Here is a 16,298-nt window from a genome sequence, read left to right as displayed (position 1 = left end):
GCTTCTCTTGTGTATGTCAATTCCTATGTATAACTTTGGTTGGGCAGTTTGTTCAGGTTTCATATCTTAATTGTTTTGGTGAACTTTAAAGATACTGGACTTTCTGCTTTTTCATGAATGCTATCTTCAAGACGGCGATTTGCAACCTAAGTTTATTTTAGAACTTATAGACCATTCTTACGATATGGTTGTTAAAAGCATGCCCAAAAAATTAAGAGACACTTTGTAATTAATATTAAAAATATAAGTTGCTGTAATTCAGTACTTTTTTGTATATTTACCTAATTCACAAACGCTCTCCCACAGTTTATTAATAGCATAATCGAGTACGCCCTAAAATCTTAAAGTAGTATTTAACTAACCCATATATTAACTTTAATTTTTTAACAGATTATGAAAACAACCAACAAATTATTTTCAGTAACAGTTTTATTGCTATTCTTATTTAGTACTACAACAGTTTTAGCACAGGATGATGCTCCTAAACGACCAGAATTTATTACCGTAACCACCAACCATTGGAATATGGATAAAGAAGATTTTAAAATGAGTGAGTGGAAAGCAGCCGAAAAAGAGTATCTGGAAAAAGTAACCATGAAAAATCAATACATCATGGGAGCTTCTGTGTTTTTACATAACATGACGCCAGATAATACCGAGTTTATCACAGTTCAAGTTTTTGCTTCATGGGAAGATATAGGCAAATTTGGAAAAAGAAATGCCGAATTAGAAAAAGAGGCATGGCCAGATGAAACTAAGCGTAAAGCCTTCTTAAAAAATCTAGGTTCTTATTATGCCAACGAGCATTCCGATGAGATTTATACACCTATTTCTGGTGGTAAATTTATGACTGAGAAACCAACAAAAGATATGGTGTTATATATTAAAAAAAGTCATTTTGCCTTTCCGGAAGATGGTACCATGGAAGAGTTTAATAAACTAAGAATGGAAGCCAATGCCGCAATTGTTCAAAAAAACGAATACATTAAAGCATACTATCCAAATGTACATGCTTGGGGTTCAGATAAAACGGAGTTTATAGAAGCATATTACCTAGACTCTATATCAGATTTGGATAAAATGTTCGATAAAACTGATGAATTAATGAAAGCAGCCTATCCAGACACCGAAGCTAATAAAGCAAAAGGAAAAGCTTGGAGTAAATATTTTACAGGGGTTCACGGTGATTATTTGTACACATACATTCACGATCTTTCAAAATAAAAGTATTTTTTAAATTATAAAAAAAGGACACTAAAAAGTGTCTTTTTTTTTGTTTAACAAATGAATTTCTTAATAATCTGAACTTGTGGGGACTTTTTATTAAGCGTAATATTGCAAAATATAAAATTATACCATGAGCGTACTACAAACATTACAAGAAAGAAGCAATGCTGCTTGCGAATTATGTACAGCAACAAAAAACTTAAAACAATATACCATTCCGCCCTCATTAAATGAAAATGTAGACAATAGTTTATTGGTTTGTAGCACATGTTTAGATCAAATAGAAGGCAATACAGAAATGGATGCCAACCACTGGCGTTGTTTGAACGATAGTATGTGGAGCGAGTTTGTTGCAGTACAAATTATGGCGTGGAGAATGTTGCAAAGGTTGCGTAATGAAGGTTGGCCAAAAGATTTGTTGGATATGATGTATTTAGACGACGAAGCCTTGGCATTGGCACGCGCAACAGGCGAGCATGAGGACGAAGCCAACAAAATCATCCATCGCGATGTAAATGGCGTTATTTTGCAAGCGGGCGATTCGGTTGTTTTGGTGAAAGATTTAAAAGTAAAAGGCTCCAGTATGGTTGCAAAACAAGGTACGGCCGTTAGAAACATTCGTTTAGACCACGAAAACGCCGAATATATTGAAGGCAAAGTAGATAATCAACACATCGTAATTATTACCAAATACGTTAAAAAGTTGTAATATTTTTGTCATTCCAGCGAAGGCAGGAATCTACCTGTAAAACTATAAATTTGTTTTTAAGGTTTTTCCACTTCCAAAAAACCAAAAGGATCCCGTTGCAAATGCGTAGCATTCACGATTTCCTTGATTTAAAAATAGAACGGATGAGTAATCCCTAACGCAATCCTGAAATTCAAACGAAATCAGCAAGAAGTATCAACAACAATTTTCCATTCACCATTAATACGTTTAAAAATAAGCATAAAAATACCATCGGCATTTCCAACCTCGCGCTTAATATGGTATTCGCCTAAAACGTAATAGGCATCATCACTTATTTTGGTAATATCGTTTATCTTATAACTTAGTTTCCCTGTATGGTCTTCAGTAGGATATGCCTTTTCATAGCGAATCAAAATATTTTCCCAACCTGTAGTTAAACCGTTGGAGGCATAAAATTTAAGAGAATCACTTTTCCAATAGGCTTCCATAAATTCCTCAATATTGTTTTTAGACCAGGCAATTCTTTGGGCTTTTAAAACAGCCTTAATAGCATCTTTGTCTCTCTCTTCATTAGATTGGGAAAAGACACTAAACGTACATGAAATGAAAAGTAACAAGAATAATTTATTCATAGTAAACGGTTGTTAATTAAAACCTTGCTTTTAAAAACACAAGCAAAAATAATGAAAACTTAGTTTTAAAAAGTGTTACTCATCGATTAATTTGACATATAACTTTTGTTCATCTAAAGTTAAAATCTGTATGTCGATTAAATGCGGATAATAAGTCCTTGCTTTTTATATTGGTCTAAGAATAAACTAATTAATAGCCCAAGTTTATTGTTCAATCAAATTAAAATTAACTTATTATGGATTTGAAAATTTCAAACTGCAACAATTTTTTTAAAATCAAGGGCACTCTAAACAAAAACAATTTAGGGATATTTAAAAGTGAATTCAAAAACATTTTTGACAAGCAACAGTCGATAACCATAAGCATCGAAGAGGTTGAAAGTATGGATCGTTTTGGTGTGAATGCATTAAATGATCTTCATAAAGAAGCCATTGCAAAACATAAGAACTTATCCATTATTGGTTTGGGTTGTAAAGATTTATACAACCATTTTAAAACCGAAATAGCAGCTTAATTTATAGTATATTTTTTTGTTGTTTATAAAAGGCATCTGCCTGAAGCTGCATAAGCTCCCTAGCTTTTGTACGCTTATAGCTGTAAAGTTCGTCTTCGTTTTCTAAATCGGCATAAATACGGTCGTTAATGGCAAAATCTGCTTTTAACATGGCTTCTCTTTGGCTTTTATTTTGGAGCACATTTGTTTTCAAAGCAGTTTCCTCGTCTTCCAATTTAAAGTCGTAAGCCCCTTTTGGCGATAATAGCTTTGCGAATATGGGCGAAGTTTCAATAGCTAAAAACAATAAAAAAATAAATAACGAAGGCAGCCAAGGCAATTTGTTTAAAGCATTTACACGCGCCATTAAACCATCAAAGTTGTTGATAATGGGTTGTGTAGTGGTCACTTGTGTTTCAAAATCGGTTTGCAGTTTAGCTATTTGAGATTCTGTAGTAGCAATTTTTTCTTTGTTTTCTGCCTTAAGTAGTTGTAATTCTGCTAAAAGGGCATCGTGTTTGTCGCGTTTTTCTTTATAAACAGGACCTTTTCCCAATAGTTTGGTACCGGCAGTTCCTTCGGCTTCGGCAATATACGTGTCGTAAAGCGCATTCACTTCAGCTTCTTTATTGGCTATTTCTTGTTGTAAAGTTGTGATGTCTTTATTTAAGGTTTTAATGTTTGGGTTGAATTGTTTTGCTATTTGGTTTTTATTGGCAAGTGTTAATTCGTTTTTCTGTTCCAACAATACCTGATTGATTTCTTTTTCAAAAATTTTAAGTTCCAATGGTTTTGAAATGACGATGGCAATGATAATGGCTAGCAAAATTCTAGGAGTAGCCTGTACAAGCTCATCTAAAACGTTACCTGTTTTTTTGATGGTTGATACAATGTAGCGGTCTAAATTAAAAATAAGTAAACCCCAAATAAGTCCGAAAAATATAGATGTATACAGATTGTCGAATACTGTGTAAAGTGCAAAACTGGCCGCTATAAAAGCCATTAAAGCGGTAAAGAAAACGGTGGCGCCAATACCCGCATATTTGTTTTGTTCGCCTTTGGAGCAGGCGTTTAAAATATCGGTATCGGAACCCGAGCAAATAATGAAGAATTGCTTTAGCATAATGATTGATTTTGATTGATGGTTGACTATTAGAACGTTAAAATTGCCATTTTGTTACAAAATTGTATAAAAAAAGACCTCACAGGTTTTTAAAACCTGTGAGGTCTGATATTTTAAATAATACTTTTTTATTGTTAATGTATTTTAGTTCTCTACTTCTATTGGTGTTGCTTTTATATGTAAGTCGTTTTTTAATTCCTCAAAATTTATTTAATTAACATCAGAGCTTATTGACCATGGAGAGTCTTTTTTCAATTTAAATGGCTCACTCTTTATATTGGGGTCTGTACTTGTAATTACCTCCCCTTTTTCATTTTTTATAATAAAACCAGCTTTAGTTTCTTCCAAGGTACAGTTGGGTTTGTTTACACGCAACCATTCTTTATATCTGTTCAGTTTTTCTTTGTAAATAGGTTCGTCTTCCTTGGTTAAGCCATCAGAAGGTATAAAGGGGAAGTTCGGAATGTCGGTCTTAAAATTATTTTTAATTATCACTTCTATGTTTTCGTTACTATTACTATATATATTAGCTCTCAACAATACATTTTGAATGTTCTCAATTAATTCTTTTGGAGTGTTGGTTTGATGTTTAATATTAGCCCATAAAAATTTTCTTTTTTGTGTGTCTGTTAAATTAGGGTTCAACATATTTATATCTTCCAATAAACGGTTTATAAATGTTGGTTTATTATTCAATATAATCTCATTTTCTTTATTAATTAAAATATAAATGTCTCTGATTAATGAGTCTTTTTGTAATACATTATTAGAACTAAAATTTATTTTTGTGGGCTTTTTTTCTTCTGAAGTAGTTTTTACTTGAGTAACAACTTTCTTGTCACTAAAACTATAAATCAAAATAGCTAATAGGGGTAAAACAATAAGACTTCTGAACCATACGGTTGTTTTTGATGTTTGTTTTTTCATAACTGTAAATCGTTTTTTGATTGATGGATAATTGATAGCATTTGCCAATTGAGGTTCTGAAGTATTTGATGAGAATGCCAATAAAATTTGTTGATATGTTGAAGTTGTAACACCATGCTTAATAACAGCTTCATCTGCTAAAAATTCATGGTTTAATTTGATGCTATGTTTTATGAAATAGATAATGGGGCTAAACCAAAAAATGATTTGGAGTATTTCTATAAACAACACATCTAAACTATGTTTTTGTTTTGCATGGGTTTCTTCATGCAATATAACTTCCTTTGGAATTCGATTGGTTTCAAATTGAAACTTATTCAAAAAAATATAATTGAAAAAGGTATGAGGCGTTATTAAATCAGTTACTAAAACATTTACAAAGCTCCGGTTCTTGTGTTTTGGGTTGTCTTTTATTTTTTGAATCAATTGATATAGGTTTTTGAAGAACCTGAATGAAAATAGAAAAACACCCAACATATATATGCTCCATAAAATAATGGGTAAATAATTTTGGGGTTCTTTTATTCTTGAAAATGCGATACTTGGATTTTCAATTACTTTTGAAGTTGAAATAACGTTAAGCGGTGCAACGTCAATGTAGGTTGTATACGTTATAAAAGGAATGCTTATTGAAAGGATTACACTGCCAATTAAATAGAACCGTTTTAATGTATGTGCGCTTGTTTTTTCTAAACAAATTTTGTAGAATAGCATTAATATAGCTAAACATGCACTCGATTTTAAAATGAGTAAAAGCATAATTTGTTATATTTATTTTATAAAGTGTTATATTTTTCGTTGTAATGTATTATAACAATTCATTAATGATGTCTTCGGTTGGTTGTTGTAAAGGACGGTACGAACTGTCAGACCTAATAATTTTTCCTTCTTTATCAATGATGATATAGGTTGGATACGAATTGATGTTTAAAAGGTTTGCAAAAGCGGTGCTTTGAGCGTCATTTAGAAAATAATGTTTTCCCTCTAGTTTGTTTTCTGATAAAACATTTGTCCAAGATTTTTTATCAGATTTAAAACTTAAATAAACAAACTCAACATTTTTACCCTTGTAATTTTCCATCATTTTTTTGGAATTAGGGAGTTCTTTAATGCACGGAGCGCACCAAGTTCCCCAGCAGTCTAGATATATTACTTTGCCTTTTCCTTCTGCTAATATTTTTTCCCATATATTTTTTACCGATTTGTCAGTAACATTATTTATAGTTATATTTTTTGCTAAAGTGGGGTTGGCTATTTTGTTTTTTGTTTCTAGATAATGTGCCTTTAAAGGTGCTATTAAAAAATCTTCTTTTATTATATTGTTAATCGTGGTTTGGTTGTTTTCGTAGTATGTAGCATCATACCTGTTTAACCTTTCATTAACCATTTCGTTTAGAACCAGTTGTTGTATTAATGGCTGTTTTGATGTTAACTCAATAGCTTTGTTTAAGTATAGTGAATCATAATTTTTAATAGGAATGGAGTCTGATACGTGTTTTGACATACTATACACGTAGTAATGTAGAAAGTAATTAATAAATTGTTTAGATTCTGTATTTATTAAGAACGTTTTTCTTAATATCGGCATGTTTTTGATAACGTTATAGTCTGTTTTATCAACTCGAATATCAGCATAGGCAATATTATTAAGTTTATTATGGCTACTAGGATAATTTAAAATCTCATTATAATAAGATAATTCAATGGAAGCATTTATCCATTGCAATAATTCTTTGTCGGGATTATGTTCAAGGATAAATCTGTCTCTTCTAATTTCTCTGCTTGTTTTTATACTATCTTGGTAGTGTTTGTATTCAAGAGTTGTATAGTTTTTTTGCTTGTTTGTGGTTACGTTTTGGTTTGGTCGCATTTCAAAATATGTTTTATTGTATTTTGAAAATTTTGTATTTAATTCTGCTGCATCACCAGAATATGTAACTGTTTTTAAAATCTCGTTACGCGAGTTTGTATCTCCATTAAAAGTAATAAATAAACTGTCTCCAGGGTGAACAATAACCCTAAAATTTGTTCTGTAAGAAATGAGAACATCTTGAGTAAAGTCTCGTTCAAACTTCACATTAAAGTAACCTGTTGAATCAATTTTTGATATGTAATTTAACTGTTTAGACTGTCCGTGATCGTTTACGTAAATATTTATGGCGTTTTTACCTGAATTTTTATCATAATTAAGAATTCTTCCAGCAATGGTAACTGTTTTAGAAATAGGAGGTGCTATTCTTTTGGTAAATGAATTCAAAATGAAGGATAACGAAATTGCTATAAGTATGGTCTGTTTCATCTTTATTTTTTTAAACGTTCATCAATTATACTCCTTAAATCTTCCAATTCTTCTTTGGTTAAATTGGTTTCTTTGGTAAAAAACGACGCGAATTGTGAAGCGCTATCGTTAAAAAAGTTTTTTATAAGTCCGTTTACATGTTTTGAGAAGTAATCTTTCTTTTTTACCAAAGGATAGTATTCTCTTGAATTACCAAATAAATTATAGGCTACAAAACCTTTGTCCGTCATACGTTTTAAAAGTGTGGCAACAGTTGTGGTTGCTGGTTTTGGCTCTGGGTAAATTTCAAGTAGATCTTTCATGAATGCTTTTTCAAGCTTCCATAAGTAATTCATTAATTCTTCTTCGGATTTTGATAATTGCATTTTTCTACAAAATTTGAATTTGTTCTACAAACATAGAATAAATATTTCAATTCTACAAATGTAGAGTAAAAAATATAGTTTGCTCTTTCCTAGACCGTGCACTTTTATAATAATTGATTTGCATGAATTTAAAAATGTTTGAAGCTGCCAATTTGTTACAAAATTTTATAAAAAAAAGACCTCACAGGTTTTTAAAACCTGTGAGGTCTGAAAAATTAAATGATGATTTCTATTTGTTTCTAGACCGTACACTTTCTATAATAACTGTTGCAAGAATTAGGGAGCCCCCTAAAAATGTGCTTAAAGTAGGTGTCTCATTTAAAAATAGAAACGCTAGTATAATGCCAAAAACTGGTTGTGTACTACTAATGATGCTGGCTGTACTTACTGAAAAATGTTTAAAACTGCTAACCAACATGGTGTGTCCTATTGCGGTTGTGATTAAGGCCAGAGCAACAATATATGGAAATTGGATTGAAATGTTTGTTGTATCAAAGTAAAAAATCACGGGTAATAATACCAAGGATAGTATGGCTAGTTGGTAGAACATAATACTCATACCTGTATAGCGACTTATCAGTTTTTTGGAGATAATATTACGTAATGCATAGAAGAGCGCAGAGATAACCCCAAATATAATAGCTTCAAAATAGGTGTTGTTAGGGTTAAACTTGGGTGTTAATATGTAAAGTCCCAATAAAACCATTAAGCTTAAAACGATATACATAGGATCGAATTTCACTTTAATAAAAAGAGGTTCTATAAGTGCTGTTAGCATTGGATATGTAAATAATGATAACATTCCAATAGCAACATTTGATAATTTAAGCGCATAGAAATAGGTTATCCAATGAGCACCAAAAAGAAGTGCACTTATTATGAGGGTGCTAAAATCTCTTTTTGAACTGATTTTAAGGTTTACTTTCTTGAAATAGCAAAACGCATATAAGAATAGGCCTCCTAAAATACAACGACACCAAATGATTACTGGAGGTGGTAAATCTATGTATTTTCCTAACGGACCAGACGTACTGCCAAAAAGTGTGGCGATTAAAAGAAAAATAAGGTTTCTTGAGTGTTGGTTCTTCATAATGTGTTGCTACTTGCGTTAGCGATTGCAGTGAAAAGCCCACAGCTAGTACCGATTTTTATCGGGACTAGCTAGGATTTGTAACCTTTCGGCTTCGCTCAAGATAAACTTCAAGCGCGACCCTTGTGGTAACGCCTATATTATTTTGAAAGTTCGGTGAAATATTTATAGAATAACGGAATGGTTTCGATCCCTTTTAGGTAATTGAAAATACCGAAATGTTCGTTGGGAGAGTGGATGGCATCACTATCTAACCCGAAGCCCATTAAAATGGTTTTGCTTTTTAGTTCTTGTTCGAAAAGCGATACAATGGGAATGCTGCCACCACTGCGCTGCGGAATGGGGGTTTTGCCAAACGTGTCTTGGTATGCTTTACTTGCGGCTTGGTAACCTATACTGTCTATGGGGGTTACATAACCTTGCCCACCATGATGCGGTTTTACGTTTACGGTAACGCCTTTTGGAGCGATACTTTCAAAATGGGTTTTGAACAATTGGGTAATGTCTTCCCAGTCTTGATGCGGTACTAAACGCATGGATATTTTGGCAAAGGCTTTACTGGCTATAACGGTTTTGGCACCTTCGCCCGTGTAACCGCCCCAAATACCGTTTACATCTAGGGTTGGGCGTATGGAGTTGCGCTCGTTGGTGGTATAGCCTGTTTCGCCGTAAACAGCTTCTATGTTTAATGCCTTTTGATAGTTTTCTAAATTGAAAGGCGCTTTTGCCATTTCAGCACGTTCTTCTTTTGAAAGTTCTTCCACCTTATCGTAAAACCCTGGGATGGTGATGTGGTTGTTTTCGTCGTGAAGAGAAGCGATCATTTTAGCTAAAATGTTGATGGGGTTTGCCACGGCGCCACCGTATAAACCAGAGTGTAAATCGCGGTTTGGGCCTGTAACTTCTACTTCCACATAACTCAATCCACGTAATCCAGTGGTTATGGATGGCACATCTTGGGCAATCATGCCGGTATCTGAAATAAGAATGACATCATTTCTTAATTTTTCCTGATTGTTTTTAACAAAAATGGCAAGGTTGGAGCTGCCTACTTCTTCTTCGCCTTCAATCATGAATTTTACGTTGCAGGGTAGCTGGTTTGTAGAGGTCATGAATTCCATGGCTTTTACGTGCATGTACATTTGCCCTTTATCATCGCAAGCACCACGTGCAAAAATGGCACCTTCGGGATGTAATTCGGTTTTTTTAATAACAGGTTCAAAAGGAGGGGAGTTCCATAAATTTAATGGGTCTGGAGGTTGTACATCGTAATGCCCATAAACTAAAACGGTTGGTAGGTTTTTGTCTATTATTTTTTCGCCATAAACAATTGGGTAGCCGTCTGTTTTACAAATTTCGACGGTATCACAACCAGCTTTTTCTAGACTGATTTTAATGGCATCGGCGGTTTTTAAAACATCGTTTTTGTAAGCTGAATCGGCACTTATGGATGGGATTTTAAGTAAATCGATTAATTCGTTTATAAAGCGTTGTTTGTGGTCTTTAATATAAGATTGAATGTTTTTCATTTGAAGTTTTTGTATAGATACCTCAAAAGTACAAAAAAGAATGTTTTAGGTTGTTTGGAATAACCTTGATGTTAATGTTGATTGATAAAGTTTACAAGGGTTGGAATTAATTCCGCTTTTAATGGCAGCGTTGGATGGCTGTAGGTTTGGATGTTTTTGGTTCTATCGGCTTCGGATGCTTTTAGAATATGGTTCATGTTTTCAATAATTACTTTTTTTGCCATTTTGTTAGCTTCATGTAATTTTTCGGCATCCTCAATGCTAACTTGTATATCGGTCGTGCCTTGAACAATTAAAACAGGTATCTCAAGTTTTGCAATTTCTATTTGCGGATTGTATTTAAACCATGAAATTAAGTAGGGTTGAACGCTGGGGCGAAATAAAGCGTTGAGCATTTGTGGAGGGTTGCTAACAGTTTCTCCTTTTTCTAGTTTTTCGATTATGGGGAGGGAAAGAGGCAATACCAACCCTGGTTGTTCTTTAAGTTGTTTGCGTAAAATATCGCTCGCAGGAAATCCGGCACCTGCCAGGGAAATAAATTTATTAGCGTTGTTTTCTTGGGCAGCTATCATGCCTATTAAAGAACCTTCGCTATGACCAAGGATTATTAAATTGCTGAATCTTTTATCTTTTTCAATTAAATAACACCATGCTTTTACATCATCTATATAGTTTTCAAAGCGTAAATCGGTTTCTTTTTCTCCGGCATTTTTACTTTCTGCAATGCCGCGTTTATCGAAGCGTAAAGAAGCAATGCCATGTTCAGCTAAACCTTCTGCAAGCATTTTTAAGGAGTTGTTTGCCATCATGGGGTTGTTGCCGTTTCTGTCAGTCGGACCAGAACCAGCTATAATTAAAACGATTGGTGTAACTTGAGTGGTATCTGCAATTAATAAAGTTCCATAAATATCGCCTGTTTTCGTGTTCAAAACAACAGGTTCTTCTACAGATTGGGAAATGGATTCCTTGCTAAAAAGAAAAATTATTAAGATTAAAATTGTTTTTTTGTTCATAATTAAAGGTTTTCTAAAAGGGAATCCATCTCTATAAATCATTATTTTTTAAAAGTATAAAAAAATGAATGTTTTTGTACGTTAGAAGTTTGCAATTTAAAAATCTTGTTTATATTTGCAGACCTTTAGCGGGCGTGGTGGAATTGGTAGACACGCCAGACTTAGGATCTGGTGCCGCGAGGTGTGGGAGTTCGAGTCTCCCTGCCCGCACTTTTTAAAAACCTATATAGCTGATTATTAGCTGTGTAGGTTTTTTGTTTTAAATATTTGTACTAAAGTTGTACTAAACCTTTTTGCTACTCAATAAATAGGTATTTATAATCATTTAAAACCTTTAGTACTGCATTTAGCTGATAAGGTTTAGATTTGTGAATAATGTAGATTTCTTGTAAGTCATTTTTAAGTTTATAAAAGTAAAATAAATCAACCTTTTTATTTTCAATTAGGACTTTTTCCATATTTTCAACTTTTTTCATTGAGTCAATTGTAGTATCGATAAAGTTTGATTTGCAAATATTTACTATTGTCTCACAAGAAAACCTTAATGGGTCATCATGGCGACCACTTATATCTTTAATGTTAGGTTCTGTTAGGCAAAATTCAATAATTTTAAATAAATCTTCTAATGCTTTGTTGTTAGTGTATTTTAATGATTCGTTACTTCTAAATTCAAATACTTCTTTAACAGAATTCTTAATATTGTAATGATATAAGGAAAGTAGTTTTTCAAAAACAGTTGCATTATTTGTAGTAATAAGCTTTTTAATTAAATCAATTTCTCTATAAATATTATCTTTGATTAAATTTGAATAGTTAGTAATTATAAATTCATTTACAATTTTTTCTTCGCTAGTTTTAATTAGTATGGATATAATATTGTCTATAAAAATAGCTTTATTATTAACTTGACCTTTATAATTTAAAAATTCTTTAAGTGTTTTTGGGTCTTCATAATAACATATTTCTATTAATCTATTCGCATAATAGGAATTGTTTTCTGTGAGCAAATAAATCTCACTTTTTATATCAATGTTTAAATGTTCAAAGCTTACATTATTCTCAATACAGTATTTAATGTGATTGTAAAAGCTGTTTGTATCTAACTGCCTGTTCATTAGATTAACTAAAATTCGCTGATTGATTTTATCTATGCTAACGAAGTCAATCATATAATCTAAATTAATACTATTCTCTTGATGGTTAAACCAAAGCATGTTTAATAGCAGCTCTTCATCTAAATTGAAATTGAAACGTTTTTGAATTTTGTAAATCCCTTCACATAAAAAATATTTTTGATGATTCCATGATTTGTGATTGAAAAGATGATTTTTAAAATAACTATTAGCTTCATCTGTTTTAGTAATGCACCAAGATTTCAAGTATTCTGTTTGAGCTTCGGTTATTATTATATTACTATTGCTGTTTTCGTCCGGAACATTTTGAATTATTTTGTAGATAATATCGTTTTGTATGCTTTTTATTGCATGGGGGACGTCTTTAATATCTAAGCTTTTGTTTTCTGGGTGATAATCTCTCAAAAAATTATAAAAAAGATTTTTAGAGTTTTCTGTTACTTGTTTTTGTATCTCAAAGTCATGGTAGTATTTGTCATAAATCTTGCTTATATCATGAAGACTTAACTTTTTCTTTTTGTAAAAATGAAAAAGTTTAAAAACTTGATTAATAATTTCATCTATGTTAAATAACACATCAAAATTTTTCTGATGATGTATTTTCCAATACTCGTTTTTCTCATTGACTTCTTCAATATTTATTTTTTCCTTAAATCTATAATTGGTGTTTTCTTCAATAAGTTTCTCAAAGATTTTACTCAACTGTAAATTTCTGCAACTTATTACATTTCTGAACTCTCTAATGAAATCATCATTTAATAGGTTTTTGTTATACAGGTTAGCTATTTCGTCATAAAAATTTTCCTGAACAATAAATGATAGAAAGTGTTTACTAATAGAATTGCCTTTGATTTTATTTAAAACGGTATAAAAAACTTGATTTTCAATATTACAACCTTGAACTAAATTTACTAATATCTCATCTTGGTAGTATCCAATCCTATCATTAATAATAGCATCACATATTATGCATATCAAAGTCTCATGATAATTTTCTTTGTCTTTTAATATTGATTCAATATGTTTAGAGAAATCTTTAAACAAATTCTCTTTTATGTTATGATTTTTATGCCTATCAAGTAAAAATGAAAAAATAATTAAAAGAGTGTCTGGGTTGTCTATTCGTTTAAAAAGATTGAAGATGGATTCTTTCCTTGAAAAAATAGACATGTACCCAGACTTGGTATTCCATCGTTTAATGCCAATAGCCTTGTCAAGAATTTCTAAAAAGTAATGGATATTTGGTGCTATAGACTTGTCAGGAACTGAATTTATGATTGCACTTACAATTTCTTTATTGTCATTATCTTTTAAAATATTGATTATTTTATTAAAAAAATCAATATCATTGTTTAAGCCTAAACTTCCAGCAAGGTTAATAACATCTTGTTTTAGATAGATGTCTTCTTTCTCTTCGGGGTTATTTTCTTTAAGAATTCTTATAATTAGTTTTTTTAATTCAAAATGATATTTACTGTTGACATCCATATAGGAAAGTAGTGTTACTGCTGAGACTCTTGCTCTTCTATGGATTTTAACGTTTTTAATATTTTCAATTAAATAATCGATATTGGCATCAGATTGACTGAATGAGGCAATCCCTTTGGCATCATTTATCCATAATGTGTCTTGAATACATTTTTTATTGAAAAAATTTTGTAGAACAATACTTCTAATATTATCTGATATTCTATTAGAATCTGCATTAAAGAGGATTTCAAAATCATTAGCTAAAAGCCAATTAATTAATTCATCGTATTTAACTTTGTCAAGTTCAAGATTCAATAGAAAAGTTAAAACGTTATACCATGTTGGATGTATTTTATTCGTTTTTGAATCTATCTTTACAAAGTTAATTATTTCATCAAAAGATAAATCTTGAAGTAATCTAGAAACAAAATATTCTTGAATGTTCTTTTTGACAAAAGACCAACTGCCATCTAAATTTTCTTCTAAAAATGGATTTTTAGAAAATTCTTTGGCTTCAAGTTTTATCACTCTTTTAATCTCTGAAGAACTTAAAGAGGGCTTTTGCATTGCTTCTAACGCAAAAGCGGTTTTTTGAGTATAGCTAGCAACTTTATCTGTATCAAAATTTACATCGTTCTGATATTTTTTGATTTTGTCGTATTCTAATCTTGACGTAACATATTTATCTATTAGCTTGGCTTTGTTTGTTAATAGTGTTTTTTTATTTTGAAAATGTTTTCCAATAAGGTCTAAATAAAAAGGGTTTTCTAAAAGTTCTCTATGTTGATGAATATCAAATTTTTTGTATTTTCCAATATCTAAATTATACTTATCTTTTAGAAATTGTACAGAACTTGATGTATTAATTTCATCAAGAAAGCTAACTTCAAAATCACTTATTTTTTTAATAAATTTTTTGTAAACATTAGTTCGGCAACTAATTAAAAACTTCATTTTAGATTTATCAATGTATTCTGAATTTTGTGAAATGAAGTTGCGGAGTTTATTACTAAAATCAATTATGTTTTCTATTTCATCAACTCCATCCAATATAAGGATTATGTTGTGAATTAATTTGTAATTAATTGGTAATAATGATTCTATATTAGAATCTGATGAAAAATTCTTCAAAATAAAAAATACGGGAATTAAGTTCTTTTTATCCCTACTATCCCACAAATTTATAGCCAAATTAACTAATTCATGAGATTTACCATACCCTGGATTTCCCAATAGTACAAGACCTAGTTTTGTTTGTCCTATTGCTTTCTCTAATGTGTTTTTTTCTGCTTTTCTATCATAATAGAATGTTCTATTTTGTGAATATCTAATTGTTCTTTCAATATGGAAATAATCTTTCTTAATATCTCTAATAAATTTATTTTTATCAGTTTCACTAATAATTATTTTGCTGAGATTTTTGCTTGAAAAAATAAACTTATCAAACTTATCTAATAATTTTAGTCTATCACTTTTTGATATTTTTAGGCTATTTGTAGGATATATTTTCCTGTATAATTCTGGATAAAGAGAGAAATATTCATTAACGAAGGTTTCAGGACTTAAAAATGCAACTTTAAGTTTATTGTTTCCCAAAAACTCTAAGAAAGGTTTGTTTCTTGTTTCTTCAAAGATATTAGTGAAATTTCTTTTAGGAGAAATAAACAACATCAAGTCAATTTCTTCATGAGTAGAATAAAGTTGAGGTATTTTAGTAAATGCACTTGTATAGTTGAGTTCAGTTGTGTAATCCTTACATTCACAATATATATAATGGCTTATATATTTACTGTCAACAATTTCTATCAAATTATCATAACCATCTTGAGTGCCAGAGGTTTGTGGTCTTTTGCGGACAACTGAGTAATTTAATTCAGTAAAAATTTTGGCAAGAAATTCTATAGCTAAAATTTCAAAATCCCCTCCTTTTTTTACCATAGATATTAATTTTCATCTAAATTAAATAAAAAGTGCAGCTGATAAATTAAATAATGATAATAAAAATGAATTTGAGACTATTATTTAAAAAAGTCTCTTAATTCAATGTCAAAATATTTACTGATTTTGTATAGAGTAAAATAACTAATATCCCTCTTGCCCTGTTCTATTCTGGCAAAGTGAATGCTGGTGTCATTATAAGCGTTTTGCTGGCTTACACCTTTCTTTAAGCGTAATTCTTTAACTCTTTTAGCAAGTTGCAATAACACTTCTTCTTTGGAGAGGTTTTCCATGACACTAAGGTCATTTGTTTCTGTAATTTTAACAATGACTAATCGGTCATTAATTTTTTATATATTTGTGAAAA

Annotated in this window: 13 protein-coding genes and 1 tRNA gene; 4 read left to right on the top strand and 10 right to left on the bottom strand. The window is 31.1% G+C overall.

All coding sequences use genetic code 11. The annotated features are described in order from the left end of the window. Positions 1-393: 393 nt before the first annotated feature. Entirely contained in the window at positions 394-1,224 is an 831-nt protein-coding gene (locus J8H85_RS07020) for a hypothetical protein (RefSeq protein ID WP_209653918.1), read from the top strand. A gap of 133 nt (positions 1,225-1,357) precedes the next feature. Continuing rightward, positions 1,358-1,936 (top strand): PhnA domain-containing protein, encoded by a 579-nt coding sequence (locus tag J8H85_RS07015; protein ID WP_209653917.1) that lies wholly within the window; start codon positions 1,358-1,360, stop codon positions 1,934-1,936. A gap of 182 nt (positions 1,937-2,118) precedes the next feature. On the opposite strand, the gene J8H85_RS07010 is transcribed toward J8H85_RS07015, so the two are convergent. Continuing rightward, positions 2,119-2,550 carry a YybH family protein gene (locus J8H85_RS07010; RefSeq protein ID WP_209653915.1) on the bottom strand — a complete coding sequence of 144 codons (432 nt, stop codon included), beginning with the start codon at positions 2,548-2,550 and terminating at the stop codon, positions 2,119-2,121. 236 nt (positions 2,551-2,786) lie between these two features. On the opposite strand from J8H85_RS07010, the gene J8H85_RS07005 reads away from it, so the two are divergent. After that, a complete protein-coding gene (locus tag J8H85_RS07005) occupies positions 2,787-3,065 on the top strand; it encodes an STAS domain-containing protein (protein WP_209653913.1) in 279 nt (92 codons plus the stop codon). 1 nt (position 3,066) lies between these two features. On the opposite strand, the gene J8H85_RS07000 is transcribed toward J8H85_RS07005, so the two are convergent. From J8H85_RS07000 to J8H85_RS06970, 7 genes are all read right to left on the bottom strand, one after another. Next, entirely contained in the window at positions 3,067-4,167 is a 1,101-nt protein-coding gene (locus tag J8H85_RS07000; protein ID WP_209653911.1) for a DUF4407 domain-containing protein, read from the bottom strand. Positions 4,168-4,377: 210 nt separating this feature from the next. Further along, positions 4,378-5,853: a M56 family metallopeptidase gene (locus J8H85_RS06995; protein WP_209653909.1), complete on the bottom strand. Its 1,476-nt coding sequence runs from the start codon at positions 5,851-5,853 to the stop codon at positions 4,378-4,380. A 49-nt stretch (positions 5,854-5,902) separates the two neighbouring features. Then, entirely contained in the window at positions 5,903-7,393 is a 1,491-nt protein-coding gene (locus J8H85_RS06990) for a TlpA family protein disulfide reductase (RefSeq protein WP_209653907.1), read from the bottom strand. Positions 7,394-7,395: 2 nt separating this feature from the next. Continuing rightward, a complete protein-coding gene (locus tag J8H85_RS06985; RefSeq protein WP_209653906.1) occupies positions 7,396-7,758 on the bottom strand; it encodes a BlaI/MecI/CopY family transcriptional regulator in 363 nt (120 codons plus the stop codon). A gap of 229 nt (positions 7,759-7,987) precedes the next feature. Further along, positions 7,988-8,848 (bottom strand): DMT family transporter, encoded by an 861-nt coding sequence (locus J8H85_RS06980; protein WP_209653904.1) that lies wholly within the window; start codon positions 8,846-8,848, stop codon positions 7,988-7,990. 140 nt (positions 8,849-8,988) lie between these two features. Then, on the bottom strand, positions 8,989-10,377 hold the full coding sequence (locus J8H85_RS06975; protein ID WP_209653902.1) for a dipeptidase: 1,389 nt from the start codon (positions 10,375-10,377) through the stop codon (positions 8,989-8,991). Positions 10,378-10,448: 71 nt separating this feature from the next. Beyond that, positions 10,449-11,390, bottom strand: coding sequence for an alpha/beta hydrolase (locus J8H85_RS06970; RefSeq protein ID WP_209653900.1), 942 nt, complete (start codon positions 11,388-11,390; stop codon positions 10,449-10,451). 128 nt (positions 11,391-11,518) lie between these two features. Between J8H85_RS06970 and J8H85_RS06965 the strand changes: the two genes are divergently transcribed. Continuing rightward, positions 11,519-11,600, top strand: a tRNA-Leu gene (locus tag J8H85_RS06965). Between the two features lie 86 nt (positions 11,601-11,686). Here J8H85_RS06965 and J8H85_RS06960 read toward each other — a convergent pair. Together J8H85_RS06960 and J8H85_RS06955 are read right to left on the bottom strand one after the other, a co-directional pair. Further along, positions 11,687-15,931 (bottom strand): NACHT domain-containing protein, encoded by a 4,245-nt coding sequence (locus J8H85_RS06960; RefSeq protein WP_209653897.1) that lies wholly within the window; start codon positions 15,929-15,931, stop codon positions 11,687-11,689. Between the two features lie 80 nt (positions 15,932-16,011). Beyond that, the gene (locus J8H85_RS06955; protein WP_209653896.1) at positions 16,012-16,224 is read right to left on the bottom strand and encodes a helix-turn-helix domain-containing protein; all 213 of its coding nucleotides are present in this window, start codon (positions 16,222-16,224) and stop codon (positions 16,012-16,014) included. Positions 16,225-16,298: the final 74 nt, after the last annotated feature.

Origin of the sequence: Mariniflexile gromovii, from assembly GCF_017814435.1 — a bacterium.
Lineage (GTDB): Bacteria > Bacteroidota > Bacteroidia > Flavobacteriales > Flavobacteriaceae > Mariniflexile > Mariniflexile gromovii.
This window is presented reverse-complemented; position numbering and strand designations above follow the sequence as displayed.